The following is a 25,887-nucleotide window of genomic DNA, read 5'->3' as shown; positions in this document are numbered from 1 at the left end:
GGTCGGCTCTACAGATAGGCGCCCTGGGCGGCTTCGAGCGTACCCTGGGCGCGCATGATCAGTTCGCAGAACTCGCGGGCGGCGCCTTCGCCGCCGCGGGCCGCGGTGACGCCATGGGCATGCTGGCGCACGAACGGGTCGGCACTGGCTACCGCCATGCCCAGGCCGACGCGGCGGATCACCGGCAGATCGGGCAGGTCGTCGCCAAGGTAGGCGACTTGCTCATAGCCTAGTCCGAGTTCGCCGAGAAGTTCGTCGAGGACGGCGAGCTTGTCTTCCCGGCCCTGATAGAGGTGCTGGATGCCCAGGTTGCGCGCGCGCCGTTCGACCACCGGAGTGTCGCGGCCGGTGATGATGGCGGTGCGCACGCCGGAGGCGATGAGCATCTTGATGCCATGTCCGTCCAGGGTATTGAAGGTCTTGAACTCGCTGCCGTCGACGAGGAAATACAGCTTGCCGTCGGTCAGCACGCCGTCGACGTCGAAGATCGCCAGGCGTATCCGGCGGGCCCGGACCGGGAGTTCCGCGGCCGAATGGGTATCGCTCATTACATCACTCCTGCGCGCAACAGGTCGTGCATGTTCAGGGCGCCGACCGGACGGTCGTCCGCGTCGACCACCACCAGTGCGCCGATCTTGTTGTCTTCCATGATCTTCAGGGCTTCCGCGGCGAGAATCTCGGCGCGGACGGTCTTGCCGTGGACGGTCATCACCTGGTCGATGGTGACCTGGCGGACGTCGATGCCCCGATCCAGGGCGCGACGCAGGTCGCCATCGGTGAAAATGCCGGCAAGCTTGCCGTGTTCGTCGAGCACTACGGTCATGCCCAGGCCCTTGCGGGTCATTTCCATCAGCGCGCCGGTCAGCGAGGTGCCGAGCAGCACCTGCGGCAGCCCTTCGCCGACGTGCATGACGTCTTCCACCTTCAGCAGCAGTCGGCGGCCCAGCGCACCGCCCGGGTGCGAGAAGGCGAAGTCTTCCGCGGTAAAGCCGCGAGCTTCGAGCAGGGCGATCGCCAGGGCGTCGCCGAGGACCAGGGTTACGGTGGTGGAGGAGGTCGGGGCCAGGTTCAGTGGACAGGCTTCCTGGCCGACACTGGCGTCCAGGTTCACTTCCGCAGCCTTGGCCAGGGGCGACTCGGGGTTGCCGGTCATGCTGATCAGGGTGATGCCCAGGCGCTTGATCAGAGGCAACAGGGTGACGATTTCGGCAGTCGAGCCGGAGTTGGACAGGGCGAGGACCACGTCGTCCTTGGTGATCATGCCCATGTCGCCGTGGCTGGCCTCGGCCGGATGCACGAAGAAGGAGGGGGTGCCGGTGCTGGCCAGGGTAGCGGCGATCTTCTTGCCGATGTGACCGGACTTGCCCATGCCGACGACGACGACCCGGCCCTTGCCGGCCAGCAGCAGCTCGCAGGCCTTGACGAAATCGTCGCCAATCCGCGCCAGCAGGCTGTCTACCGCGTCGCGCTCGAGGCCGATGGTGCGCTGGGCGGAATGGATGAAATCGAGGTTCTGGCTCATGTTCAACGAATGTGGCGCCTGGATTAAAGGCGGGATTATAACGGGAAAGCGTGTCCCGCTTACACCAGCCATGCTGTGAAGTCGGTCCGCATCCCCCGCGGCGCAATGTTGTATGGACTGCAATGCTCTGTTACGCCGCCGTTATCTGCACTCCGCGCTATGACTGCATAAATATCGATATATTCGACGTCGACGCGATTTTTTTCTGTCCGTAGTGAACCTGAAGTGTGCGATATGTCCTAAAGGGCTGAGAGAACGCTCCGAACAAGCTGAATCCAAGCTGAACGGCACGGTGCCAGGCCTTGGGCCAGAACCCGCCGCAGTGCTATAGTCCGCGCCCATTCGACCCCTCCCGGATGCGTGCCTTTGCAACGGGCAAGGCGTCCAGCATGGACGGGTCGCATCGCAAGGAGTCCTGATGAGCACCGATAGTGCCTACGCGGTCGAGTTGAAGGGCCTGACCTTCAAGCGCGGATCGCGGGCGATTTTCGACAACATCGATGTGCGTATCCCGCGCGGAAAGGTGACCGGCATCATGGGCCCGTCCGGTTGCGGCAAGACCACGTTGCTGCGGCTGATCGCCTCCCAGTTGCGTCCTTCGAAGGGGGAGGTCTGGGTCAACGGGCAGAACCTGCCGCAGCTTTCGCGCGGCGACCTGTTCGACATGCGCAAGCAGTTCGGCGTGCTGTTCCAGAGCGGGGCGCTGTTCACCGATCTCGACGTCTTCGAGAACGTCGCGTTTCCGCTGCGCGTGCATACCCAGCTGCCGGAAGAGATGATCCGCGACATCGTCCTGATGAAGCTTCAGGCCGTCGGCCTGCGCGGCGCCGTGGAACTGATGCCGGACGAGCTTTCCGGCGGCATGAAGCGCCGCGTCGCCCTGGCCCGGGCGATCGCCCTGGACCCGCAGATCCTGCTCTACGACGAGCCGTTCGTGGGGCAGGATCCGATCGCCATGGGCGTCCTGGTGCGCCTGATCCGCCTGCTCAACGATGCCCTCGGCATCACCAGCATCGTGGTTTCCCATGACCTGGCCGAGACCGCCAGCATCGCCGACTACATCTATATCGTCGGCGACGGCCGGGTACTTGGCCACGGGACGCCGGACGTCCTCAAGGAAACCGACGATCCTCGTATCCGCCAGTTCGTCAAGGGAATCCCGGATGGTCCCGTTCCGTTCCATTATCCGGCCCGCGACTACCGGGCCGACCTGCTGGGAGAGCGCTGATGCGTAGAGTCTCTCCCCTCGAACGTATCCGCCTGTTCGGCCGCGCCGGCCTGGACGTGGTCGCCGCGCTCGGCCGCTCGACCCTGTTCCTCGGCCACGCCCTGCTCGGCCGGCGCACGCCAGGCACCGGGTTGCACCTGCTGGTGAAGCAACTCTACTCGGTAGGCGTGCTGTCGCTGGCGATCATCGTCGTCTCGGGCCTGTTCATTGGCATGGTGCTGGCCCTGCAGGGCTACAACATCCTGATTTCCTATGGTTCCGAGCAGGCGGTCGGGCAGATGGTGGCCCTGACCCTGCTGCGCGAACTGGGGCCGGTGGTGACCGGCCTGCTGTTCGCCGGCCGTGCCGGCTCTGCGCTTACCGCGGAAATCGGCAACATGAAGGCCACCGAACAGCTTTCCAGCCTGGAAATGATCGGTGTCGACCCGCTCAAGTACATCGTCGCGCCGCGCCTGTGGGCCGGTTTCATCTCCATGCCGCTGCTCGCCGCGATCTTCAGCGTGGTCGGCATCTGGGGCGGGGCGATGGTCGCGGTCGACTGGCTGGGCGTATACGAGGGGTCGTTCTGGGCGAACATGCAGAACAGCGTGCAGTTCACCGAGGATGTGCTCAACGGCGTGATCAAAAGTATCGTATTCGCCTTCGTGGTGACCTGGATCGCGGTCTACCAAGGCTACGACTGCGAGCCGACCTCGGAAGGAATCAGCCGGGCGACGACTCGGACCGTGGTCTATGCCTCCCTGGCGGTGCTGGGGCTCGACTTCATTCTGACTGCTTTGATGTTTGGAGATTTCTGAATGCAAACCCGCACCCTGGAAATCGGTGTCGGCCTGTTCCTCCTGGCCGGCCTGCTGGCCCTGTTGCTGCTGGCCCTGCGGGTCAGCGGCCTGAGCGTGGGCAACGCCGGCGATACCTACAAGGTCTACGCCTACTTCGACAACATCGCCGGTGTTACCGTGCGCGGCAAGGTCACCCTGGCCGGCGTGACGATCGGCAAGGTGACGGCGGTCGACCTGGATCGCGACAGCTACACTGGTCGCGTGACCATGGAGATCAACCAGAACGTGAACAACCTGCCGGTCGACTCCACGGCGTCGATCCTGACCGCCGGCCTGCTGGGCGAGAAATACATCGGCATCAGCGTCGGCGGCGACGAGGATGTTCTGAAGGACGGCAGCACCATCCACGACACCCAGTCGGCGCTGGTGCTGGAAGATCTGATCGGCAAGTTCCTGCTGAACTCGGTTAACAAAGACGAAGCCAAAAAGTGAGGTTTTCTTCCATGCTGACTCTTCTGCGTCGCGGCCTGCTGGTGTTCCTGGCGGCTTTCCCGCTGCTTTCCATGGCGGCGCCGACCCCGCAACAGGTGGTGCAGGGCACGGTCGACGAACTGCTTTCCGACATCAAGGCCAACAAGGCCGCCTACAAGGCCGATCCGCAAAAGCTCTATGCCACTCTCGACCGTATCCTCGGGCCGGTGGTCGATGCCGAAGGCATCGCCAAGAGCGTGATGACCGTCAAGTACTCGCGCCAGGCCTCACCCGAGCAGATCAAGCGCTTCGAGGAAGTGTTCAAGAACAGCCTGATGCAGTTCTACGGCAACGCGCTGCTCGAATACGACAACCAGGACATCCGCGTGCTGCCTAGCTCGGCCAAGCCGAGCGACGATCGTGCCAGCGTCAACATGGAAATCCGTGACAGCAAGGGCACGGTCTACCCGGTCTCCTACACCATGACCAACCTGGCCGGTGGCTGGAAGGTCCGCAACGTGATCATCAACGGCATCAACATCGGCAAGCTGTTCCGCGACCAGTTCGCCGACACCATGCAGAAGAACCGCAACGACCTCGAGAAGACCATCGCCGGCTGGGGCGAGGTGGTCGCCAAGGCCAAGGAAACCGCGAAAGCGGAAGAGGCCGGGGCGAAATGAGCCAGGCCAGCCTGCGCGAAGGCGCGGCCGGCGAACTGCAGCTCGCCGGCGTGCTCGACTACAGCAGCGGGCCGGCGTTGCGCGAGCAGGGCGGTCGGCTGATCCGCGCCAGCCAGGCGGCGGAACTGGTCGTCGACTGCTCGGCGGTGGAGCGCTCCAGCAGCGTGGGCATTTCCCTGTTGCTGGCCTTCATGCGCGACGCACGCAAGGCCGGCAAGGTCCTGAGCGTCAGGGCCTTGCCGGACGACATGCGGGAGATTGCCAAGGTCAGCAGCCTTCTGGAGATCCTGCCTCTGCAGGAATGACCGGACGGCGGAACGAGCGGCCCTCCGTCTGCGCGTCCCTTCCTGGGGTTCGCAGGCGGAGGGCTTTTTTGTATGATGGCCGACCGTGCGCGTAGGGCGCCCGATTGAGGTTGAGCATGCAGGCCGAAGACGTTAAGAGCCTTCTCCAGGAAAAACTCCCCGGCACCCAGGTGGAAGTCGAGGGCGAAGGGTGCAATTTCCAACTGAATCTGATCAGCGACGAACTGGCCGGCCAGAGCCCGGTCAAGCGTCAGCAGCAGGTCTACGCCCATTTGAACGCCTGGATCGCCGATGGCAGCATCCATGCCGTCACCATGAAATTCTTCAGCCGCGCCGCCTGGGCCGAGCGTTCCTGAGCCCACGGGGGATCATTGCAATGGATAAACTGATTATTACCGGCGGTAACCGCCTCGATGGCGAAATCCGCATTTCCGGCGCGAAGAACTCGGCGTTGCCGATCCTGGCCGCGACCCTGCTGGCCGATACTCCGGTCACCGTCTGCAACCTGCCGCACCTGCACGACATTACCACCATGATCGAACTGTTCGGCCGCATGGGCGTGCAGCCGATCATCGACGAGAAGCTCAACGTCGAAGTCGACGCCAGCAGCATCAAGACCCTGGTCGCGCCGTACGAACTGGTGAAGACCATGCGTGCCTCGATCCTGGTGCTGGGTCCGATGCTGGCGCGCTTCGGCGAGGCCGAAGTGGCCCTGCCGGGCGGTTGCGCGATCGGTTCGCGTCCGGTCGACCTGCATATCCGCGGTCTCGAGGCCATGGGCGCGCAGATCGAGGTCGAAGGCGGCTACATCAAGGCCAAGGCGCCCGCCGGCGGCCTGCGTGGCGGTCACTTCTTCTTCGATACCGTCAGCGTGACCGGCACCGAGAACCTGATGATGGCCGCCGCGTTGGCCAACGGCCGCACCGTGCTGCAGAACGCCGCTCGCGAGCCGGAGGTGGTCGACCTGGCCAACTGCCTGAACGCCATGGGCGCCAACGTCCAGGGCGCTGGCTCCGATACCATCGTCATCGAAGGTGTGAAGCGCCTCGGCGGCGCTCGCTACGACGTACTGCCCGACCGTATCGAGACCGGCACCTACCTGGTGGCCGCGGCCGCGACCGGCGGCCGGGTGAAGTTGAAGGATACCGATCCGACCATCCTCGAGGCGGTCCTGCAGAAGCTGGAAGAGGCCGGTGCTCACATCAGCACCGGCAGCAACTGGATCGAGCTGGACATGAAGGGCAACCGGCCGAAGGCGGTCAACGTGCGTACCGCGCCGTACCCGGCGTTCCCCACTGACATGCAGGCCCAGTTCATCTCCATGAACGCGGTTGCCGAAGGCACCGGCGCGGTCATCGAGACGGTCTTCGAGAACCGCTTCATGCATGTTTACGAAATGAACCGCATGGGTGCGCAGATCCTCGTCGAAGGCAACACCGCCATCGTCACCGGCGTACCCAAGCTCAAGGGCGCTCCGGTCATGGCGACCGACCTGCGCGCATCCGCGAGCCTGGTGATCGCCGGCCTGGTGGCCGAGGGCGACACCCTGATCGATCGCATCTACCACATCGACCGTGGCTACGAGTGCATCGAAGAGAAACTCCAGCTGCTCGGCGCCAAGATCCGCCGCGTACCGGGCTAGCGGAGGCTGTCGCGCAAATGCTGACCATCGCCTTGTCCAAGGGCCGGATTCTCGACGATACCCTGCCGCTGCTCGCAGCGGCGGGCATCGTGCCGTCGGAGAACCCGGACAAGAGCCGCAAGCTGATCATCCCGACGTCCCTGCCCGATGTGCGCCTGCTCATCGTGCGCGCCACCGACGTGCCGACCTATGTCGAGCATGGCGCCGCCGATCTCGGCGTGGCCGGCAAGGACGTGCTGATGGAGTACGGCGGCCAGGGACTCTACGAACCGCTGGACCTGCGTATCGCCAACTGCAAGCTGATGACCGCCGGCGCCATTGGCGCGCCTGAACCCAAGGGACGCCTGCGGGTGGCCACCAAGTTCGTCAATGTCGCCAAGCGCTACTACGCTGAGCAGGGCCGCCAGGTCGACGTGATCAAGCTGTACGGCTCGATGGAGCTGGCGCCGCTGGTCGGTCTCGCCGACAAGATCATCGACGTCGTGGATACCGGCAACACCCTGCGCGCCAACGGCCTGGAGCCCCAGGAACTGATCGCCACGATCAGCTCGCGCCTGGTGGTCAACAAGGCCTCGATGAAGATGCAGCACGGTCGCATCCAGTCGCTGATCGATACCCTGCGCGACGCCGTCGAGGCGCGACACCGTCACTGATACCCGTGCGGCTCCGCGCCGCACCTGCCTATCCGTGTCATAGCCAAATTTTCTCGGGTGCCCGCACGGTGGGCTTGGTAGTCTAGCGGCGCCCGAGACAACGCCATCCATAAAAGAGGCTCGCTATGACCGCTCCCTTCGCTATCCGTCGACTCAATGCCGCTGATCCGGACTTCGGGCGTCATCTGGATCATCTGCTGAGCTGGGAAAGTGTCTCCGACGATTCGGTCAACCAGCGCGTCCTCGACATCATCGCCGCCGTACGCAGCCGTGGCGACGCCGCCGTGGTCGAGTTCACCCAGCGCTTCGACGGTCTCCAGGCCGCCTCGATGGCTGACCTGATCCTGCCGCGCGAGCGCCTGGAGCTGGCTCTCACCCGCATCACCGTAGCCCAGCGCGAAGCCCTGGAAGTCGCCGCCGAGCGCGTGCGCAGCTACCACGAGAAGCAGAAGCAGGGTTCCTGGCGCTACACCGAGGCCGACGGCACGGTGCTCGGCCAGCAGGTCACCCCGCTGGACCGCGCCGGGCTCTATGTGCCGGGCGGCAAGGCGTCCTACCCGTCCTCGGTGCTGATGAACGCGATCCCGGCCAAGGTCGCCGGGGTGTCCGAAGTGGTCATGGTCGTACCGACCCCGCGCGGCGAGATCAACGAGATCGTCCTCGCCGCCGCCTGCATCGCCGGTGTCGACCGTGTCTTCACCATCGGCGGGGCACAGGCCGTGGCCGCGTTGGCCTACGGCACCGAAAGCGTGCCGCGGGTGGACAAGATCGTCGGCCCCGGCAACATCTACGTGGCCACCGCCAAGCGTCACGTGTTCGGCCAGGTCGGCATCGACATGATCGCCGGTCCCTCGGAAATCCTCGTGGTCTGCGATGGCCAGACCGATCCCGACTGGATCGCCATGGACCTGTTCTCCCAGGCCGAACACGACGAAGACGCCCAGTCGATCCTGGTCAGTCCGGACGCGGCGTTCCTGGACCGCGTCGCGGACAGCATTGCTCGCCTGCTGCCGACCATGGAGCGCGCCGAGATCATCCGCACCTCCCTGGAGGGGCGCGGCGCGCTGATCCAGGTCGCCGACCAGGCCCAGGCCTGTGCGGTGGCCAACCGCATCGCCCCGGAACACCTGGAGCTGTCGGTGGCCGATCCGGAAAGCTGGCTGCCGGAGATCCGCCATGCCGGCGCGATCTTCATGGGCCGCTACACTGCCGAGGCCCTGGGCGACTACTGCGCCGGCCCGAACCACGTGCTGCCGACCTCCGGTACCGCGCGTTTCTCTTCGCCGCTGGGGGTATATGACTTCCAGAAGCGTTCGTCGATCATCAACTGCTCGGCCGAGGGCGCTTCGGTCCTCGGTCGCACCGCTTCGGTGCTGGCTCGCGGCGAGTCGTTGACCGCCCACGCGCGCAGCGCCGAATACCGCATCCTCGACGAGAAGGAGGCCTGAGCATGAGCAAATTCTGGAGTCCCTTCGTCAAGGACCTGGTGCCTTATGTGCCGGGCGAGCAGCCGAAGCTGTCGCGGCTGGTCAAGCTGAACACCAACGAGAATCCCTACGGTCCGTCGCCACAGGCGCTCGCCGCGATGCAGGCGGAACTCAACGACGACCTGCGCCTGTATCCCGATCCCAACGGCGAGCGGTTGAAGCAGGCGGTCGCCGCGCACTACGGCGTACAGGCCAACCAGGTGTTCGTCGGCAACGGCTCCGACGAGGTGCTCGCGCACATTTTCCATGGCCTGTTCCAACACGACCTGCCGCTGCTGTTCCCGGACGTGACCTACAGCTTCTACCCGGTCTATTGCGGCCTGTACGGGGTCGCGCACGAGAAGATCGCGTTGGATGAAAGGTTCCGCATCCGCGTCGAAGACTACGCGCGGCCCAACGGCGGAATCATCTTCCCCAATCCGAACGCGCCGACCGGCTGCCTGCTGCCGCTGGACGCCATCGAAGCGATGCTGAAGGCGTCGCCGGATTCGGTGGTGGTGGTCGACGAGGCCTATGTCGACTTCGGTGGCGAGAGCGCCATCGCTCTGGTCGATCGCTACCCGAACCTGCTGGTCACCCAGACGCTGTCCAAGTCGCGCTCCCTGGCCGGCCTGCGGGTCGGCCTGGCGGTCGGCCATGCCGATCTGGTCGAGGCGCTGGAGCGGATCAAGAACAGCTTCAATTCCTACCCGCTGGATCGCCTGGCGATCGCCGGCGCGGCGGCGGCTTTCGAGGACGACGCCTATTTCCGTCGGACCTGCCAGGCAGTGATCGATAGCCGCGAGGCGTTGAGCGCCTCTTTGCAGGCGCTGGGCTTCGAGGTACTACCGTCGGCCGCCAACTTCGTCTTCGCCCGTCATCCGCGGCACGATGCCGGGCAGATTGCCTCGACCCTGCGCGAGCAGGGAGTGATCGTCCGCCATTTCAAGCAGGCGCGGATCGACCAGTTCCTGCGTATCACCATCGGCAGTCCGGAGCAGAACCAGGCGCTACTGGACGCCCTGCACTTCCTCAAGTGATACGAAAACGGCGCCCGAGGGCGCCGTTTTCAATGGCAGGGATCACTCGCCGCCGTTCTGTTTCTGCTGTGGAGCCGGTGCCGGCGGCGGACGCAGGCCGACCTCGGCGGTCAGGTTGACCTTCTGCCCGTTGCGCAGCACCACGATGCTGATCTTCTGTCCCGGACGGGTGCGCGCCACCTGGTTCATCGAGCGGCGGCCGTCGCTGGCTTCCTGCTTGTCGATGGTCAGGATCACGTCGCCCGGCAGCAGGCCGCCGCGCGCCGCCGGACCGTCGCGATAGACGCCGGCGACGACGATCCCGGCGGTTTCGCCGAGGCCCAGCGACTCCGCCAGTTCCGGGGTCAGCGCCTTGACCTCGACGCCGAGCCAGCCGCGGATCACCTGGCCGTGCTCGATGATCGACTGCATGACCTCCAGGGCCAGCTTGGTCGGGATGGCGAAGCCGATACCCTGGGAGCCGCCGGACTTGGAGAAGATCGCCGTGTTGATGCCGATCAGGTTGCCGGCAGCGTCCACCAGCGCGCCGCCGGAGTTGCCGGGGTTGATCGCCGCGTCGGTCTGGATGAAGTCTTCGTAGGTGTTCAGGCCGAGCTGGTTGCGTCCGGTGGCGCTGATGATGCCCATGGTCACGGTCTGGCCGACGCCGAACGGGTTGCCGATGGCGAGGCAGACGTCGCCGGTGCGAATGCCGTCGGAGCGGCCGAGGGTCATCGCCGGCAGGTTCTTAAGGTCGATCTTCAGCACGGCCAGGTCGGTTTCCGGGTCGCTGCCGACCAACTGGGCGATGGTCTCGCGGCCGTCGCGCAAGGCCACGATGATCTGGTCGGCGCCAGCGGTCACGTGGTTGTTGGTCAGCAGGTAGCCTTCCGCGCTCATGATCACCGCCGAGCCGAGGCTCGATTCCATGCGCTTCTGTTGCGGCAGGTTGTCGCCGAAGAAGCGGCGGAACATCGGGTCGTCGAACAGTGGGTGGGAGGGCTTGCTGACCATCTTGGTGGTGTACAGGTTGGCCACTGCCGGAGCCGCCCGGCTCACCGCATTGGCATAGGACACCGGGCCTTCCTGCAGGCGGCTGAGCAGAGGCGCCTGCTCGACGTGCACCTCCTGGCGTGGCAGGCCGACCAGCTCGGGGTTGCGCTGGATGATCAGCAGGGCCAGCAGCACGCCGACCAGCACGGGCCAGCCGAGGAAACGCAGGGCCTTGGGCATCGGGACAATCCTTGGGGTTGCGAGGCCGAAAAGCGGCCGATAAGGTGGCGCCCATTATAGGGGGAAGCCGTCCATTAGAGGAGCGGCGCGCCCTGCCTGAATGAAGAGGAATTTGCATGGCTATCGCCCTGAGCACCCTGGTCGAAGAGGCCGACCGTTATCTGGATGCCGCGCGCATCCAGGACTACTGCCCGAACGGCCTGCAGGTCGAGGGCCGGCCGCAGGTGCGGCGGATCGTCAGCGGGGTCACTGCCAGCCAGGCGCTGCTGGATGCTGCCGTGGAGGCCGACGCCGACGTGGTGCTGGTGCATCACGGCTACTTCTGGAAGGGTGAGAATCCCTGCGTGGTCGGCATGAAGCAACGGCGCCTGAAGACCCTGCTGAACAACGATATCAGTCTGCTCGCTTACCACCTGCCGCTGGATCTGCATCCGGAGGTGGGCAACAACGTGCAGCTCGCCCGGCAGCTCGGCTTCGAAGTGGAAGGGCCGTTGGAGCCGGGCAACCCGCGTTCCATCGTCCTCCTCGGTTCGCTTGCCGAGCCGATGCAGCCTGCCGATTTCGCTCGGCATGTGCGCGATGCGCTGGGGCGCGAGCCGCTGCTGGTCGACGCCGGCCAGCCGATCCGACGCATCGCCTGGTGCACCGGCGGCGCCCAGGGTTATATCGACCAGGCGATCGCCGCCGGCGTCGATGCCTACCTGACCGGCGAGGTTTCCGAGCAGACCGTGCACAGCGCGCGGGAGAACGGCATCAGCTTCATCGCCGCCGGACACCATGCCACCGAGCGCTACGGGGTACAGGCGCTGGGCGACTACCTGGGCAAGCGCTTCGCCATCGAGCACTTGTTCATCGACTGTCCTAATCCTGCCTGACGACGGAGCGGTGACGTACCCGGTCGACCTCCTTGCCCAGTTCCCAGACAGCCATCGCGTAGTGGGTGCTGTGGTTGTAGCGGGTGATCACGTAGAAGTTCGGCAAGCCGTACCAGTACTGGTAGTTCCTGCCCATGTCCAGGCGCAGCAGGCTGGCTTGCCGGTGGCCGCCGAGCGGACCCTGCGGGCGTAGTCCGGCGGAAGCGAGCACGTCCAGCGGGTACAGCGTCTTGAAGCCATCCTCCAGCGAGGGCGCCCGGCCGCTGGCGGGAACCGCCACGCGATCGCCGTTGACCCAGCCGTGCTGCTTGAAATAGTTGGCGACGCTGCCGATCGCGTCACGCGGATTCCACAGGTCGATATGCCCATCGCCGTCGAAGTCCACTGCGTACTTGGTGAATGAAGACGGCATGAACTGGCCGTAGCCCATGGCGCCGGCATAGGAACCGCGCAGGGCCAGCGGGTCGGTGCCTTCCTTGCGCGCCTGGAGGAGGAATTGTTCCAGCTCGCCGCTGAAGAACTCCGCGCGGCGAGGGTAGGAGAAGGACAGGGTGGACAGCGCATCGATGATCCGCGTCTTGCCCATCACCCGCCCCCAGCGGGTTTCCACGCCGATGATGCCGACGATGATCTCCGGCGGCACGCCGTAGACGCGCGATGCCCGTTGCAGGTCGGTTTCGTATTGGTCCCAGAACAGCACGCCGTTCTGTACGTTGCCTGGCGTGACGAACTTCTTCCGGTAGCGCAGCCAGGCGCCGTTCGGTCCGCTGGGTGGGGTATAGGTCGGGGCTTGCCGGTCCATCAGGCGGATCACCCAGTCCAGGCGCTGGGTCTGGGCGAACAGGTCGTGCAGTTGCTGGCGGTTGAAGCCGTGCTGGCTGACCATCCTGTCGATGAAGCGCTGTGCCGCCGGATTGTTCGCGTAATCGCCGCGCAGCGGCAGTATCGGTTGCACCGACTGGCGTACGGGGCGGGGGGAAATGACGGTGCGGGCCTGGGGTTTGGCGGCGGGTTTCGGTGGTGGCGTCGGTTCGCTGCTGCATGCTGAAACCAGAAGGAACAGGGGCAGGGCGAGGGCGGTACGGCGCATCTGGGGTCTTCTTGGCGGAATGACGATGCCCGCTATGCTAGCGCAGTGCCGCTGGCGTACAAGTCGAGCCGCCGAAAGGGGGGCGGACCGTCTGCTCGCTGTCGCGGCGACGGCTTTGTCCGGTCCGGGACGATGCCGTCTCAGCTTTGTCCGCCCGGTCTGCGAAACGCCCCTGGAAAACCTCTCGACGCCAGTGTTTTCGCCGGCTGCGAGGCTGAGCGCTGATGGCTATATGGGTATATTTTTTCGGTATAAATGGCGAATCTTTTAGAGCCTTGCGCTGTGATAGAGTGCGCGTTCGTCTACGGCCCGACGGCCGTCCATAAGCAATTCCGTGAGTAGCCATGGTCGACAAACTGACGCACCTGAAACAGCTGGAGGCGGAAAGCATCCACATCATCCGCGAGGTGGCCGCCGAGTTCGATAACCCGGTGATGCTGTACTCGATCGGCAAGGATTCCGCGGTCATGCTGCACCTGGCCCGCAAGGCCTTCTTCCCCGGCAAGCTGCCCTTCCCGGTGATGCACGTGGACACCCGCTGGAAATTCCAGGAGATGTACAGGTTCCGTGATCGGATGGTCGAGGAAATGGGCCTGGACCTGATCACCCACGTCAACCCGGACGGCGTCGCCCAGGGCATCAACCCGTTCACCCACGGCAGCGCCAAGCACACCGACGTGATGAAGACCGAGGGACTCAAGCAGGCCCTGGACAAGTACGGTTTCGACGCTGCCTTCGGCGGTGCGCGCCGCGACGAGGAGAAGTCGCGGGCCAAGGAACGGGTCTATTCGTTCCGCGACAGCAAGCACCGCTGGGACCCGAAGAACCAGCGTCCCGAGCTGTGGAACATCTACAACGGCAAGGTGAAGAAGGGCGAGTCGATCCGCGTCTTCCCGCTGTCCAACTGGACCGAGCTGGACATCTGGCAATACATCTACCTGGAAGGCATCCCGATCGTCCCGCTGTACTTCGCCGCCGAGCGCGAGGTTATCGAGAAGAACGGCACGCTGATCATGATCGACGACGAGCGCATCCTCGAGCATCTCTCTGACGAAGAGAAAGCCCGCATCGAGAAGCGCATGGTGCGCTTCCGTACCCTCGGCTGCTACCCGCTCACCGGCGCGGTCGAGTCCAGCGCCACCACGCTGCCGGAAATCATCCAGGAAATGCTCCTGACGCGTACTTCCGAACGCCAGGGCCGGGTCATCGACCATGACCAGGCCGGTTCGATGGAAGAAAAGAAACGTCAGGGCTATTTCTGAGGGTACGCAGCATGTCTCATCAATCCGATCTGATCAGCGAGGACATCCTCGCCTACCTGGGGCAGCACGAACGCAAGGAACTGCTGCGCTTCCTTACCTGCGGCAACGTCGATGACGGCAAGAGCACCCTGATCGGGCGCCTGCTGCATGACTCCAAGATGATCTACGAGGATCACCTCGAGGCCATCACCCGCGACTCGAAGAAAGTCGGCACCACGGGCGACGACGTCGACCTGGCGCTGCTGGTCGACGGCCTGCAGGCCGAGCGTGAGCAGGGCATCACCATCGACGTGGCGTACCGCTACTTCAGCACCGCCAAGCGCAAGTTCATCATCGCCGACACGCCCGGTCATGAGCAGTACACCCGCAACATGGCCACCGGTGCCTCGACCTGCGACCTGGCGATCATCCTGATCGATGCCCGCTACGGCGTGCAGACCCAGACCCGCCGGCACAGTTTCATCGCGTCCCTGCTGGGCATCCGGCATATCGTGGTCGCCATCAACAAGATGGACCTGAAGGACTTCGACCAGGGTGTCTTCGAACAGATCAAGGCCGACTACCTGGCCTTTGCCGAGAAGATCGGTCTGAAGACCAGTTCGCTGCACTTCGTGCCGATGTCGGCGCTCAAGGGCGACAACGTGGTCAACAAGTCCGAGCGTTCGCCCTGGTACGCCGGCCAGTCGCTGATGGAAATCCTCGAAACCGTCGAGATCGCAGCCGACCGCAACCTCGATGACATGCGCTTCCCGGTGCAGTACGTGAACCGGCCGAACCTGAACTTCCGCGGTTTCGCCGGCACCCTGGCCAGCGGCGTGGTGCGCAAGGGCGACGAGGTGGTGGCCTTGCCGTCGGGCAAGGGCAGCAAGGTGAAATCCATCGTCACCTTCGAGGGCGAACTGGAGCAGGCCGGTCCCGGCCAGGCCGTCACCCTGACCCTGGAAGACGAGATCGACGTTTCCCGCGGCGACATGCTGGTGCATGCCGACAATCGCCCGCTGGTCACCGACGGCTTCGATGCCATGCTGGTGTGGATGGCCGAGGAGCCGATGCTTCCGGGCAAGAAGTACGATATCAAGCGCGCTACCAGCTATGTGCCGGGTTCGATTCCGAGCATCGTCCACAAGGTGGACGTGAATACCCTGGAGCGGACCCCGGGCAGCGAGCTGAAGCTGAACGAGATCGCCAGGGTCAAGGTCAGCCTGGACGCGCCCATCGCGCTCGATGGCTATGAGCAGAACCGCACCACCGGCGCCTTCATCGTCATCGATCGCCTGACCAACGGCACCGTTGGCGCCGGCATGATCGTCTCCGCTCCGCCGGCGGCCCATGGCAGCAGCGCGCATCACGGTTCGAATGCCCATGTGACGCGCGAGGAGCGTGCCGGCCGCTTCGGCCAGCAGCCGGCGACCGTACTGTTCAGCGGCCTCTCCGGCGCCGGCAAGAGCACCCTGGCCTACGCCGTGGAGCGCAAGCTGTTCGATATGGGCCGCGCGGTCTACGTGCTGGACGGGCAGAACCTGCGCCACGACCTGAACAAGGGGTTGCCGCAGGACCGCGCCGGGCGCACCGAGAACTGGCTGCGTACCGCCCATGTCGCCAAGCAGTTCAACGAGGCCGGGTTGATCAGCCTCTGCGCCTTCGTCGCGCCGAGCGCGGAAGGGCGCGAGCAGGCCAGGGCGCTGATCGGCGCCGAGCGCCTGATCACCGTCTATGTGCAGGCGTCGCCGCAGGTCTGCCGCGAACGCGATCCCCAGGGGCTGTATGCGGCGGGCGAGGACAATATCCCCGGCGAGTCCTTCCCCTACGACGTGCCGCTGGATGCCGACCTGGTGATCGATACCCAGTCGCTGAGCGTCGAGGACGGCGTGAAGCAGGTGCTCGACCTGTTGCGCGAACGCCAGGCGATCTGATCGTCTCGCAGCCATGAAAAAGCCCCGCGGATGCGGGGCTTTTTCATGGGCGTCGGCAGGTTCGCGCAGCGCGTCAGTACTTGCCTTTCAGGCCGTAGGTGGCGTCGAGGGTGCCGGGGCTGTCCGGGCTCTTCGGCGCATAGTCCTTCGGCACTTCACCGGAGGCCGGCGGAGTCAGGCGCTCGCGGCGCTCGGCCGGGTAGGCCTCGTCGGCATGCAGCGCGGCCAGCAGGCGCTGGCGGGTCTGTTCGTCCAGGGCCAGACGCTGGGCGCCGTCGGAGAGGTGCTCCTGCACGTCCTGGTAGCTCTGGGTCAGCTTCTTCACGAGGCTGGCGGTGGTGTTGAAATGGGTCACGACTTCGCGCTGATAGCTGTCGAAGCGGTCCTGCAGGTCGTCCATCTGGCGTTGCACCTTGTTCGGCGCGGCGTTGGGCAGCAGGCGGGCGATCAGAAAACCGATGGCGACCCCGGCGACCAGGGCGAGGGCCGGCAGCAGCCAGGCGGTGAGCGACTGTTCCACGCGAATCCTTCCTCTATAGACGGCTTTGCTTTACGTTAACGGCTTGAGTCCGAGCTGTATACCACGGCACGCGAGTAAGTGCCTGTGTCGCTTGGAGTAATCTGCTAGACGAGTCGACCCGAGCCGGGGTCACGGAGTTCCTGTTTGTCTACCCGCGAAATCCCTGTATCCATCGATGGCCCCTGCGGGCCGCTGGAAGCCCTGCACCTCGATCTGCCCGATGCCCGCGGCATCGCCCTGGTCTGCCATCCGCACCCGCTGTTCGCCGGCACCATGCAGAACAAGGTGGTCGCCACTCTGCAACGCAGCGCCCGCGATGCCGGCCTGGCGACCCTGCGTTTCAACTTCCGTGGCGTTGGCCAGAGCGCTGGCAGCTATGGCGAGGGGATCGGCGAGATCGACGACGCCGAGGCCGCCGCGCGCTGGTTGCTGGCACGCCATCCGGGGTTGCCGCTGACACTGATGGGCTTTTCCTTCGGCTCCTGCGTCGCCGGCAATCTGGCGGGTCGCCTGGAAGCGGAGGGCGTCGGGCTGGCGCGGCTGTTCATGATCGCGCCGCCGGTGGAACGCTTCGCGGTCAGCCTGCCTGCGCGTTGCCCGCTGACCGTGGTGCAGCCGGAGGACGACGACGTGGTCACGCCGGCCGCGGTATATGCCTGGAGCGAGTCCCTGGCACGACCGCACGAGCTGTTGCGGGTGGCGGAAAGCGGACATTTCTTCCATGGCAAGCTGATCGATCTGAAGGACCTGTTGCTGCCACGCCTGCAGGACTGACGTTGTCGCGCCGGCCCTGCTACCATCCGGCGCGCCATTCTTTTCTTTGCCTGACATCTGGTATCGCATGACTACTCGTATCCTGACCGGCATCACTCCTACCGGCACTCCGCACCTGGGCAACTACGCCGGCGCCATCCGCCCGGCGATCCTCGCCAGCCGTCGGAGCGACGTGGATTCGTTCTACTTCCTGGCGGACTACCACGCCTTGATCAAGTGCGACGATCCCGCTCGTATCCAGCGCTCGCGCCTGGAAATCGCCGCGACCTGGCTGGCCGGCGGCCTGGACGTCGAGCGTGCGACCTTCTACCGGCAGTCGGACATCCCCGAGATTCCCGAGCTGACCTGGTTGCTCACCTGCGTCAGTGCCAAGGGTCTGCTCAACCGCGCGCATGCCTACAAGGCCGCGGTGGACCGCAATGTCGAGGCCGGCGAAGACCCGGACGCCGGCGTGACCATGGGCCTCTACAGCTATCCGGTGCTGATGGCCGCGGACATCCTGATGTTCAACGCGCACAAGATCCCGGTCGGCCGCGACCAGGTGCAGCACGTGGAGATGGCCCGCGACATCGGCCAGCGTTTCAACCACCTGTTCGGCAACGGCCGCGAGTTCTTCGTCCTGCCCGAAGCGGTGATCGAGGAAAACGTCGCCACCCTGCCGGGCCTGGACGGGCGCAAGATGTCCAAGAGCTACGACAACACCATCCCGCTGTTCAGCCCTTCCAGGCAGCTCAAGGACGCCATCGCACGCATCGTCACCGACTCGCGCGCGCCGGGCGAGCCGAAGGACCCGGACAGTTCGCACCTGTTCCTTCTTTACTCGGCCTTCGCCAGCGCCGAACAGGTCGCAGCGTTCCGCCAGGAACTGCTCGACGGCCTGGCCTGGGGCGAAGCCAAGCAGCGCCTGTTCCAGTTGCTCGACAACGAACTGGGCGAGGCTCGCGAGCGTTACCAGGCGCTGATCGCCAAGCCGGACGATATCGAGGACATTCTCCTCGCCGGTGCCGCCAAGGCGCGCCGCATCGCCACCCCATTCATCGCCGAGTTGCGCGAGGCAGTCGGCCTGCGCTCCCTGCGCGAGCCGCTGAAAAGTACCGAGAGCGGCAAGAAGAAGGCCGCCAAGGCTGCGCGCCTGGTCAGCTTCCGCGACGACGACGGCAGCTTCCGCTTCCGCCTGCTGGACGCCGCCGGCGAACAGCTACTGCTGTCCCGCGCCTTCGCCGACGGCAAGGCCGCCGGTGCGGTGAGCAAGCGCCTGCTGGCTGGCGAGACTGCTGACCTGCGGGCCGAGGGCAATGCCTTTGGCCTGTGGCTGGATGGCGAGGCGGTGGCGCAGAGCCCGGCCTTCGCCGACGCCGCCGCCCGTGACGCCGCCATCGAGCGCACCCGCGAAGCGCTGGCACCGCAGGAGTAGGCAGCCCCGGTACATCCTCGACGGATGGCCGATTGCCAAGAGACGGGGTCGTCGCTAAAGTGACGGCCCCGTTTTCGTTGCATTGCTACCGATCATGACGCCCCTCGAGCGCTACCAGGCCGATCTCCAACGCCCCGATTTCTTCCACGATGCCGCACAGGCGAATGCCGTGAAGCATCTGCAACGCCTCTACGATGACCTGGTCGCCGCCGACCACGCCAAGCCCGGCCTGTTCGGCAAGCTGCTCGGCAGGAAGTCCGGCGGGCCGGTGAAGGGCCTGTATTTCTGGGGCGGCGTCGGCCGTGGCAAGACCTACCTGGTGGACACTTTCTTCGAGTCGCTGCCGTTCGAGCAGAAGGTGCGCACGCACTTCCACCGCTTCATGAAGCGGGTGCACGAAGAACTGAAGACCCTCAAGGGCGAGAAGAATCCGCTGACCATCATCGGCAAGCGCTTCGCCGACGAGGCGCGGGTGATCTGCTTCGACGAATTCTTCGTCTCCGACATCACCGATGCGATGATCCTCGCCACCCTGCTGGAAGAGCTGTTCAAGAACGGCGTGAGCCTGGTGGCGACCTCCAACATCGTGCCGGACGGCCTGTACAAGGACGGCCTGCAACGCGCCCGTTTCCTGCCGGCGATCGCCCTGCTCAAGGAGCATACCGAGATCGTCAACGTCGATAGCGGCGTCGACTATCGCCTGCGCGCGCTGGAGCAGGCCGAGCTGTTCCACTGGCCGCTCAGTGAACAGGTCGAGGAGGAGATGGCGCGCAGCTTCAAGGCCCTGACCCCGGACTGTGCCAAGGCCCAGCGCGACGAGGCGCTGATGATCGAGAACCGCGAGATCCGCGCGCGCCTGACCTGCGACGACGTGGCCTGGTTCGAATTCCGCGAGCTGTGCGACGGCCCGCGCAGCCAGAACGACTACATCGAGCTGGCGAAGATTTTCCACGCCGTGCTGATCTCCAACGTCGAGCAGATGGGCGTCACCAAGGACGACATGGCGCGGCGTTTCATCAACCTGGTGGATGAGTTCTACGACCGCAGCGTCAAGCTGATCATCTCCGCCGAGGTCGAGCTAAAGGATCTCTACAGCGGCGGCCGGCTGGAGTTCGAATTCCAGCGCACCCTCAGTCGTCTGCTGGAAATGCAGTCCCACGAATACCTGACGCGTCCGCACCGGCCCTGATCCGGGGCGGAAACGAGAAAGGGGTTGCCGATGGCAACCCCTTTTTTCATGGACGCGCGGCGTTTCAGCGCTGCGCGGTGTTCTGCTCGAAGCCGGCGAGGAGCTTCTTCGCATGGGCCACTTCGAGGGCTTCCATGGCGTTGATCGGCTTGATCGCCACGGCCTGCTTCAGTTGGGCGATGGCCTTTTCCCGCTCGTCGTCGCCGTATACGTAGGTCAGCGCGTTGGCGTACTCGTAGTGGCCGATCGGCAGGTCGTTGGCCTGGCGGAAGGAGCGGGCGAAGTACTGTTCCATCTTGTCGGCGCTGACCCCGTAGGTCATCTTGCCGACCAGCTTGCCGACCTTGCGGATCACTCCCGCCTCGTAGCCGCCGTAGAGCGCCAGGGCGAACGGCTGGTTGGGTTGCCTGGCCAGGAGGGCGTCCAGTTCCTTGGGGATTTCGCTGGTATAGCCGCGCTTGAGCACTACCGGTACCGATAGCTCCTCGGCCAGGCGCGCCTTGGCGTAGACGCTGCCGAACTGGGCGACGATATCGGCCTTGACCAGCGGGCCGGCCTGATTGGTGTAGTCGATGACCTCTTCGAGCAGGCGCTGTTTCTCCGCCTGGCCGGGAGCCAGGAACATGGCGTAGAGCACCTGGGCGAACATCGCCGGTACCTGGCCGCCGACTCCCAGGGCCAGTCCCTGCTCCTTGGCCTTGGCGTAGTCGCCGCGGAACAGCAGGCGCCAGACATTCTGCAGGCGCGCCGCATATTGCGCGGCCTCTTCCGGCTTGCCGGTGAAGCCGGTGCCGGCCTTCACGGTCTTTTCCAGGGCATCCGGATGGGCGGTCGCCATGTTCACCACCCAGTCGGCGTCCGGATAGGGATAGTCGCCGAAGCCGCGGGTCAGGCGCGGCCAGGCTTCCTTCAACTTGTCGCCTGGATAGTCATAGGCGCTCTGGTCGTAGGGGAAGGCTTTCCAGTTGTCGGCGGCCATAGCATTCATACCGAAGAGGGCCAGGAAGGCGAGCAGATAAAGGCGCATGGCAAAGGTCCGTTCTTGTCGTTGTTCGGAACGCCCGCGTCTGCGGCGGGCCTGCGGGTTCATGAGAACCCGCGAAGGCCGACCTGGCTACCTATCCTAGGTTCTGTAGGGAAAGCGCCGGCGCCGATGCCGTTCGGGCAGGCCCGGCGATGTCCGGCTCAGCTTTCCTTCTGCATGAACTGGCGACGGTAATGGTGGGGAGAGAGTTCGGTGTGCTGGCGGAACAGGCGGGCGAAGAAGCTGGCGTCGTCGTAGCCGACCTCGTAGCTGATCGTCTTGATGCTCTTGCGCGTGCTCGAGAGCATGCCCTTGGCGGTCTCGATCCGCAGTCGCTGCAGGTAGTGCAGCGGCTTGTCGCCGGTAGCGGCCTGGAAGCGCCGCATGAAGTTGCGGATGCTCATGCCGTGGTCGCGGGCGACGTCCTCGAAACGGAACTTGTCGGCGAAGTGGTCTTCCAGCCATTGCTGGATCTGCAGGATCGTCGGGTCATGGTGCAGCTTCTGTCCGCCGAAGCCGATACGCCCTGGGGTGTAGCTGCGCTGTACTTCGTAGAGGGTATCCCGGGCCACCGCCTGGGCCACCGATCCGCCGCAGAAACGCTCGATCAGATAGATGTAGAGGTCGCAGGCGGAGGTGACGCCGCTGGCGCAGAACAGGTCGTCGGCATCGGTCAGGTGCTTCTCCTGGTTGAGCAGCACGTTCGGGAAGCGTTCGGCGAATTCCCGATAGAAGCGCCAGTAGGTGGTCGCTTCCTTGCCATCCAGCAGGCCTGCCTGGGCCAGCCAGAAAACCCCGGTCGCCTCGCCGCAGAGGGCGGTTCCCTCGGCATGGCTGCGGCGCAACCAGGGAACGATTTGCGGATAGCGCCGTTCGAGCGCGTCGAAGTCGCCCCAGAAGGCGGGCAGGACCACGATATCGCAGGCGGCGAAGGGACCGTCGACGGCGATGCTGTCGCCGCTGAAGCTGCGTACCGGCTGGCCGTCGGGGCTGAGGATGCGGGTGCGGAAGGCCGGCTGGAGACCGAGGCCCTGCTGCTTGCCGTGGCGCAGGCTGGCCATGTGGAAGAAGTCCTTGGCCTGCATCAGGGTCGAGGCGAAGACGCCGTCGATGGCGACGATGCCGACATGTTTCAGCACCGGAGCGGATTGAGCGCGCATGGATTTTTATCGTTGTTGTGAGTAAGGGAAAGCGGTCAAAAGGCGGCTGGATCGTCTTATTTTTTGGCGCAACTGTCCAGTGCGTCGGTCGGGGCATTTCCCTACAGTCGAAGACCTGCCGCGTGCAGCCAACCCGATCCCAGACCGTTTCCAGGTGACCACGATGATACCGAGAACCCTGTTCAGCTCCGACCACGAACTGTTTCGCGACAGCGTGCGCAAGTTCCTCGAACAGGAAGCCGTGCCTTTCCATCACCAATGGGAAAAGGATGGGCATGTCGACCGCGCGCTCTGGAACAAGGCCGGCGAGGCCGGAATGCTCTGTTCGCACCTGCCGGAAGAGTATGGCGGGATGGGCGCGGACTTCCTCTACAGCGCCGTGGTCATCGAAGAGATCGGTCGGGCCGGCCTGACCGGGATCGGTTTCTCCCTGCATTCGGACATCGCTGCGCCCTACATCCTCCACTACGGCAGCGAGGCGCTGAAGCGCAAGTACCTGCCGAAGCTGGTATCCGGCGAGATGGTCGCGGCCATCGCCATGACCGAGCCGGGGGCCGGTTCCGACCTGCAAGGGGTGAAGACCACGGCGGTACTGGATGGCGACGAGTACGTCATCAATGGCTCGAAGACCTTCATCACCAACGGCTTCCTCGCCGACCTGGTGATCGTGGTGGCGAAGACCGATCCGAAGGCTGGCGCCAAGGGCATAAGCCTGTTCGTGGTCGAGGCGGGTACGCCGGGTTTCAGCAAGGGCAAGCGCCTGGAGAAGGTCGGGATGAAGGCCCAGGACACCTCCGAGCTGTTCTTCCAGGATGTGCGGATTCCCCGGGAGAACCTGCTCGGCAAGGACGGCCAGGGATTCATCTACCTGATGCAGGAGCTGCCGCAGGAGCGCCTGACCGTCGGTATCGGCGCGCTGGCGTCGGCCGAGGCGGCCCTGCAATGGACGCTCGACTACACTCGCGAGCGCAAGGCGTTCGGCAAGTCGGTGGCGGACTTCCAGAATACCCGCTTCAAGCTTGCCGAGATGGCTACCGAGATCCAGGTCGGCCGGGTCTTCGTCGATCGCTGCATGGAGCTGCATCTCCAGGGCAAGCTGGACGTACCCACCGCCGCCATGTGCAAGTACTGGACGACGGACCTGCAATGCAAGGTGCTCGACGAATGCGTGCAGTTGCACGGCGGCTACGGCTTCATGTGGGAATATCCGGTGGCGCGGGCCTGGGCCGATGCCCGGGTACAGCGGATCTACGCCGGTACCAACGAGATCATGAAGGAGATCATCGCGCGGGCCCTGTGAGGCGCTCCTGGCCACCGGGAGGGGCGAACGACCGCATCGCGCGGTTGTCCGCCGAACCCGCGGCAGCGCCAGGCTCCTGGAGCCTCAGGGAGCCGGGTTCGGTTGCTCCCGGTGGATCGCATCGATACCGGCGAGCACCTCCTCGTCCAGCCTGAGGTCGACGCTACCGAGATTGGTTTCCAGCTGTTCCAGCGAGGTCGCGCCGATGATGTTGCTGGTCACGAACGGCCGCGAAGTGACGTAGGCCAGTGCCATCTGCGCCGGTTCCAGTCCATGTTCGCGGGCCAGCGCCACGTAGCGCGCGCAGGCCGCTTCCGCCTGCGGGTTGGTGTAGCGGGTGAAGCGGCTGTAGAGACTGATGCGCGCGTTGGCCGGGCGGGCGCCGTCCGCGTACTTGCCGGAAAGCATGCCGAAGGCCATCGGCGAGTAGGCCAACAGGCCGCACTGCTCGCGGATGGCGATTTCCGCCAGGCCCACCTCGAAGCTGCGGTTGAGCAGGTTGTAGGGGTTCTGGATCGATACCGCGCGCGGCCAGCCGCGCTCCTCGGCGAGCCTGAGGAAGGTCATGGTGCCCCAGGGCGTCTCGTTGGACAGGCCGATGTGGCGGATCTTGCCGGCGCGCACCTGCTCGTCGAGCACTTCCAGGGTTTCCTCCAGCGGTGTGAAGCTCTCTTCCTGGTGCTGGTAGCCGAGCTGGCCGAAGAAGTTGGTCCGCCGCTCCGGCCAGTGCAACTGGTAGAGGTCCAGCCAGTCTGTCTGCAGGCGCTCCAGGCTGGCATCGAGGGCGGCGACGATGTGCTGGCGGTTGAATTTGAGGTTGCCGTCGCGCACATGGCTGATGCCGTTGCCGGGGCCGGCGATCTTGCTGGCGAGGATCCAGTCGGCGCGGTCGCCGCTGCGGCGGAACCAGTTGCCGATGATGCGCTCGGTGCTGGCGTAGGTCTCGGCGCGGGGCGGCACCGGATACATTTCGGCGGTATCCATGAAATTGATCCCGGCGGCCTTGGCCCTGGCGATCTGGGCGAAGGCGTCCTGCTCGCTGTTCTGCTCGCCCCAGGTCATGGTGCCGAGGCAGAGGGCGCTGACTTTCAGATCGGTGCGGCCGAGCGGGCGATACTCCATGCGGGTGTCCTCGTGAAATTAAGTGGTTAATGCGGTTGTAAATTCTGGCGAAATCTGCATAATTCCGCAGCCTTTCATCGGTGGGGGATGCCAAGCCTGCCGATCGATGTATCTAGTCGTTACGGACGCACACCGACCCGAGCCCCAATTCGTGTCTGTTTTCGGCTGTCCTTGACTTGTCAAGGCAACCACTGTCCAGTAAGATTCGCCGTCTTATTTTCAGGCGGCCCCTGAGGCTATAACGAATGAAAACCTATACCGCGAAACCGGAAACTGTACAGCGCGACTGGTTCGTCGTCGACGCTGCCGGCCAGACCCTGGGTCGTCTGGCGACCGAAATTGCCCGCCGCCTGCGTGGCAAGCACAAGCCTGAGTACACTCCGCACGTTGACACCGGCGACTACATCGTCGTCATCAACGCCGAGCAGGTGCGTGTGACCGGTGCCAAGACCACCGACAAGATGTACTACCACCACTCCGGCTTCCCGGGCGGCATCAAGTCGATCAACTTCGAGAAGCTGATCGCCAAGGCCCCTGAGCGCGTCATCGAGACCGCTGTAAAAGGCATGCTGCCGAAGAACCCTCTGGGTCGCGATATGTATCGCAAGCTGAAGGTGTACAAGGGTGCCAGCCACCCGCACACCGCTCAGCAGCCCCAAGAACTGAAGATTTAACGGGATAGCTCATTATGTCGGCGACTCAAAATTACGGCACTGGCCGTCGTAAGACCGCTACCGCTCGCGTCTTCCTGCGTCCGGGTACTGGCAAGATTTCCATCAACAACCGTGGTCTCGATCAGTTCTTCGGTCGTGAAACCGCTCGCATGGTCGTGCGTCAGCCGCTCGAGCTGACCGAGACCGTCGAGAAGTTCGACATCTTCGTTACCGTCGTTGGCGGTGGCGTAAGCGGTCAGGCCGGTGCGATCCGTCACGGCATCACCCGTGCCCTGATCGAGTACGACGAAACCCTGCGTAGCTCGCTGCGCAAGGCCGGCTACGTGACTCGCGATGCCCGTGAAGTCGAGCGTAAGAAAGTCGGTCTGCGTAAAGCGCGTAAGCGTCCGCAGTACTCCAAGCGTTAATTCGACGCTTGCTGAAAAACGCCCACCTCTTCGGAGCTGGGCGTTTTTTTATGTCTACGCTTTAACTCTGCGGCAAGGTGTCGCATGGCCGAAGGGCGCGCCCTACAAGGGTTTCGGGCGTTTTGTGTCAGGCTATTACCTTGTCATCAAAGGGGGTTTTCTTTA

The 25,887-nt window shown here is 64.6% G+C and carries 27 protein-coding genes; 19 read left to right on the top strand and 8 right to left on the bottom strand.

Going from position 1 to position 25,887, the window contains the following annotated elements:
* Window positions 1–8: 8 nt before the first annotated feature.
* On the bottom strand, window positions 9–548 hold the full coding sequence (locus VQ065_RS25525) for a KdsC family phosphatase (protein WP_003094350.1): 540 nt from the start codon (window positions 546–548) through the stop codon (window positions 9–11).
* Window positions 548–1,528 (bottom strand): arabinose-5-phosphate isomerase KdsD, encoded by a 981-nt coding sequence (gene kdsD, locus VQ065_RS25520; RefSeq protein ID WP_003094347.1) that lies wholly within the window; start codon window positions 1,526–1,528, stop codon window positions 548–550. Before kdsD ends, VQ065_RS25525 begins: the two co-directional genes overlap by 1 nt.
* 412 nt (window positions 1,529–1,940) lie before the next feature.
* Between kdsD and VQ065_RS25515 the strand changes: the two genes are divergently transcribed.
* The 10 genes from VQ065_RS25515 to hisC all read left to right on the top strand — a co-directional run bounded on the left by VQ065_RS25515 (window position 1,941) and on the right by hisC (window position 9,786).
* Entirely contained in the window at window positions 1,941–2,750 is an 810-nt protein-coding gene (locus tag VQ065_RS25515) for an ATP-binding cassette domain-containing protein (protein WP_003094343.1), read from the top strand.
* A complete protein-coding gene (gene mlaE, locus VQ065_RS25510) occupies window positions 2,750–3,547 on the top strand; it encodes a lipid asymmetry maintenance ABC transporter permease subunit MlaE (protein ID WP_003094341.1) in 798 nt (265 codons plus the stop codon). The genes VQ065_RS25515 and mlaE overlap by 1 nt, the downstream gene beginning before the upstream one ends.
* Window positions 3,548–4,021, top strand: coding sequence for an outer membrane lipid asymmetry maintenance protein MlaD (gene mlaD / locus VQ065_RS25505; protein WP_003094339.1), 474 nt, complete (start codon window positions 3,548–3,550; stop codon window positions 4,019–4,021). It abuts the gene before it with no gap.
* 11 nt (window positions 4,022–4,032) lie between these two features.
* Entirely contained in the window at window positions 4,033–4,680 is a 648-nt protein-coding gene (locus VQ065_RS25500; RefSeq protein WP_003094337.1) for an MlaC/ttg2D family ABC transporter substrate-binding protein, read from the top strand.
* Window positions 4,677–4,985: an STAS domain-containing protein gene (locus VQ065_RS25495; RefSeq protein WP_003094335.1), complete on the top strand. Its 309-nt coding sequence runs from the start codon at window positions 4,677–4,679 to the stop codon at window positions 4,983–4,985. The genes VQ065_RS25500 and VQ065_RS25495 overlap by 4 nt, the downstream gene beginning before the upstream one ends.
* A gap of 116 nt (window positions 4,986–5,101) precedes the next feature.
* Entirely contained in the window at window positions 5,102–5,341 is a 240-nt protein-coding gene (locus VQ065_RS25490; protein WP_003094334.1) for a BolA family protein, read from the top strand.
* 20 nt (window positions 5,342–5,361) lie between these two features.
* Complete coding sequence (murA, locus tag VQ065_RS25485; protein ID WP_003094332.1) at window positions 5,362–6,627, top strand: UDP-N-acetylglucosamine 1-carboxyvinyltransferase; 1,266 nt, start codon at window positions 5,362–5,364, stop codon at window positions 6,625–6,627.
* Window positions 6,628–6,644: 17 nt separating this feature from the next.
* Complete coding sequence (hisG, locus tag VQ065_RS25480; RefSeq protein WP_003094331.1) at window positions 6,645–7,280, top strand: ATP phosphoribosyltransferase; 636 nt, start codon at window positions 6,645–6,647, stop codon at window positions 7,278–7,280.
* A 125-nt stretch (window positions 7,281–7,405) separates the two neighbouring features.
* On the top strand, window positions 7,406–8,728 hold the full coding sequence (gene hisD / locus VQ065_RS25475) for a histidinol dehydrogenase (protein ID WP_003094326.1): 1,323 nt from the start codon (window positions 7,406–7,408) through the stop codon (window positions 8,726–8,728).
* Window positions 8,729–8,730: 2 nt separating this feature from the next.
* On the top strand, window positions 8,731–9,786 hold the full coding sequence (hisC, locus tag VQ065_RS25470; protein WP_003094322.1) for a histidinol-phosphate transaminase: 1,056 nt from the start codon (window positions 8,731–8,733) through the stop codon (window positions 9,784–9,786).
* A 42-nt stretch (window positions 9,787–9,828) separates the two neighbouring features.
* Here the strand turns inward: hisC and algW are convergent, their stop codons facing one another.
* Window positions 9,829–10,998, bottom strand: a complete 1,170-nt coding sequence (algW, locus tag VQ065_RS25465; RefSeq protein ID WP_003094320.1) for a Do family serine endopeptidase AlgW — start codon at window positions 10,996–10,998, stop codon at window positions 9,829–9,831.
* A gap of 116 nt (window positions 10,999–11,114) precedes the next feature.
* On the opposite strand from algW, the gene VQ065_RS25460 reads away from it, so the two are divergent.
* The gene (locus VQ065_RS25460) at window positions 11,115–11,873 is read left to right on the top strand and encodes a Nif3-like dinuclear metal center hexameric protein (protein ID WP_003094318.1); all 759 of its coding nucleotides are present in this window, start codon (window positions 11,115–11,117) and stop codon (window positions 11,871–11,873) included.
* Here the strand turns inward: VQ065_RS25460 and mltB are convergent.
* Window positions 11,860–12,963: a lytic murein transglycosylase B gene (gene mltB / locus VQ065_RS25455; RefSeq protein ID WP_003094315.1), complete on the bottom strand. Its 1,104-nt coding sequence runs from the start codon at window positions 12,961–12,963 to the stop codon at window positions 11,860–11,862. The two genes, VQ065_RS25460 and mltB, sit on opposite strands and share 14 nt — an antisense overlap.
* A gap of 344 nt (window positions 12,964–13,307) precedes the next feature.
* Here mltB and cysD point away from each other — a divergent pair, with 344 nt between their 5' ends.
* Both cysD and cysN read left to right on the top strand, forming a co-directional pair.
* Window positions 13,308–14,225 (top strand): sulfate adenylyltransferase subunit CysD, encoded by a 918-nt coding sequence (gene cysD, locus VQ065_RS25450; protein ID WP_003094311.1) that lies wholly within the window; start codon window positions 13,308–13,310, stop codon window positions 14,223–14,225.
* Between the two features lie 11 nt (window positions 14,226–14,236).
* Window positions 14,237–16,138, top strand: a complete 1,902-nt coding sequence (cysN, locus tag VQ065_RS25445; RefSeq protein WP_003094306.1) for a sulfate adenylyltransferase subunit CysN — start codon at window positions 14,237–14,239, stop codon at window positions 16,136–16,138.
* Window positions 16,139–16,211: 73 nt separating this feature from the next.
* Here cysN and VQ065_RS25440 read toward each other — a convergent pair whose 3' ends face one another.
* Window positions 16,212–16,658, bottom strand: coding sequence for a YhcB family protein (locus tag VQ065_RS25440; RefSeq protein WP_003094304.1), 447 nt, complete (start codon window positions 16,656–16,658; stop codon window positions 16,212–16,214).
* 144 nt (window positions 16,659–16,802) lie between these two features.
* Between VQ065_RS25440 and VQ065_RS25435 the strand changes: the two genes are divergently transcribed.
* The 3 genes from VQ065_RS25435 (at window position 16,803) to zapE (ending at window position 20,035) form a co-directional block, all read left to right on the top strand.
* Window positions 16,803–17,432, top strand: a complete 630-nt coding sequence (locus tag VQ065_RS25435) for an alpha/beta hydrolase (protein WP_003094302.1) — start codon at window positions 16,803–16,805, stop codon at window positions 17,430–17,432.
* Between the two features lie 67 nt (window positions 17,433–17,499).
* Complete coding sequence (locus tag VQ065_RS25430; protein WP_003094300.1) at window positions 17,500–18,846, top strand: tryptophan--tRNA ligase; 1,347 nt, start codon at window positions 17,500–17,502, stop codon at window positions 18,844–18,846.
* Window positions 18,847–18,940: 94 nt separating this feature from the next.
* On the top strand, window positions 18,941–20,035 hold the full coding sequence (gene zapE / locus VQ065_RS25425; RefSeq protein WP_003094297.1) for a cell division protein ZapE: 1,095 nt from the start codon (window positions 18,941–18,943) through the stop codon (window positions 20,033–20,035).
* A gap of 64 nt (window positions 20,036–20,099) precedes the next feature.
* On the opposite strand, the gene VQ065_RS25420 is transcribed toward zapE, so the two are convergent.
* Together VQ065_RS25420 and VQ065_RS25415 are read right to left on the bottom strand one after the other, a co-directional pair.
* Window positions 20,100–21,062 (bottom strand): hypothetical protein, encoded by a 963-nt coding sequence (locus VQ065_RS25420; RefSeq protein ID WP_003094294.1) that lies wholly within the window; start codon window positions 21,060–21,062, stop codon window positions 20,100–20,102.
* A 158-nt stretch (window positions 21,063–21,220) separates the two neighbouring features.
* Entirely contained in the window at window positions 21,221–22,120 is a 900-nt protein-coding gene (locus VQ065_RS25415; RefSeq protein ID WP_073660236.1) for a GlxA family transcriptional regulator, read from the bottom strand.
* A 253-nt stretch (window positions 22,121–22,373) separates the two neighbouring features.
* Between VQ065_RS25415 and VQ065_RS25410 the strand changes: the two genes are divergently transcribed.
* Window positions 22,374–23,519, top strand: coding sequence for an acyl-CoA dehydrogenase family protein (locus tag VQ065_RS25410; RefSeq protein WP_003134747.1), 1,146 nt, complete (start codon window positions 22,374–22,376; stop codon window positions 23,517–23,519).
* An 84-nt stretch (window positions 23,520–23,603) separates the two neighbouring features.
* Here the strand turns inward: VQ065_RS25410 and VQ065_RS25405 are convergent, their stop codons facing one another.
* The gene (locus VQ065_RS25405) at window positions 23,604–24,641 is read right to left on the bottom strand and encodes an NADP(H)-dependent aldo-keto reductase (protein WP_003094166.1); all 1,038 of its coding nucleotides are present in this window, start codon (window positions 24,639–24,641) and stop codon (window positions 23,604–23,606) included.
* Window positions 24,642–24,886: 245 nt separating this feature from the next.
* Between VQ065_RS25405 and rplM the strand changes: the two genes are divergently transcribed.
* Both rplM and rpsI read left to right on the top strand, forming a co-directional pair.
* Window positions 24,887–25,315, top strand: coding sequence for a 50S ribosomal protein L13 (gene rplM / locus VQ065_RS25400; protein ID WP_003094164.1), 429 nt, complete (start codon window positions 24,887–24,889; stop codon window positions 25,313–25,315).
* 14 nt (window positions 25,316–25,329) lie between these two features.
* Window positions 25,330–25,722, top strand: a complete 393-nt coding sequence (gene rpsI, locus VQ065_RS25395) for a 30S ribosomal protein S9 (protein WP_003098810.1) — start codon at window positions 25,330–25,332, stop codon at window positions 25,720–25,722.
* Window positions 25,723–25,887: the final 165 nt, after the last annotated feature.

It is taken from the genome of Pseudomonas sp. KBN10P06128 (assembly GCF_037574945.1).
In the GTDB taxonomy this organism is placed as follows: Bacteria; Pseudomonadota; Gammaproteobacteria; order Pseudomonadales; family Pseudomonadaceae; genus Pseudomonas; species Pseudomonas aeruginosa.
This window is presented reverse-complemented; position numbering and strand designations above follow the sequence as displayed.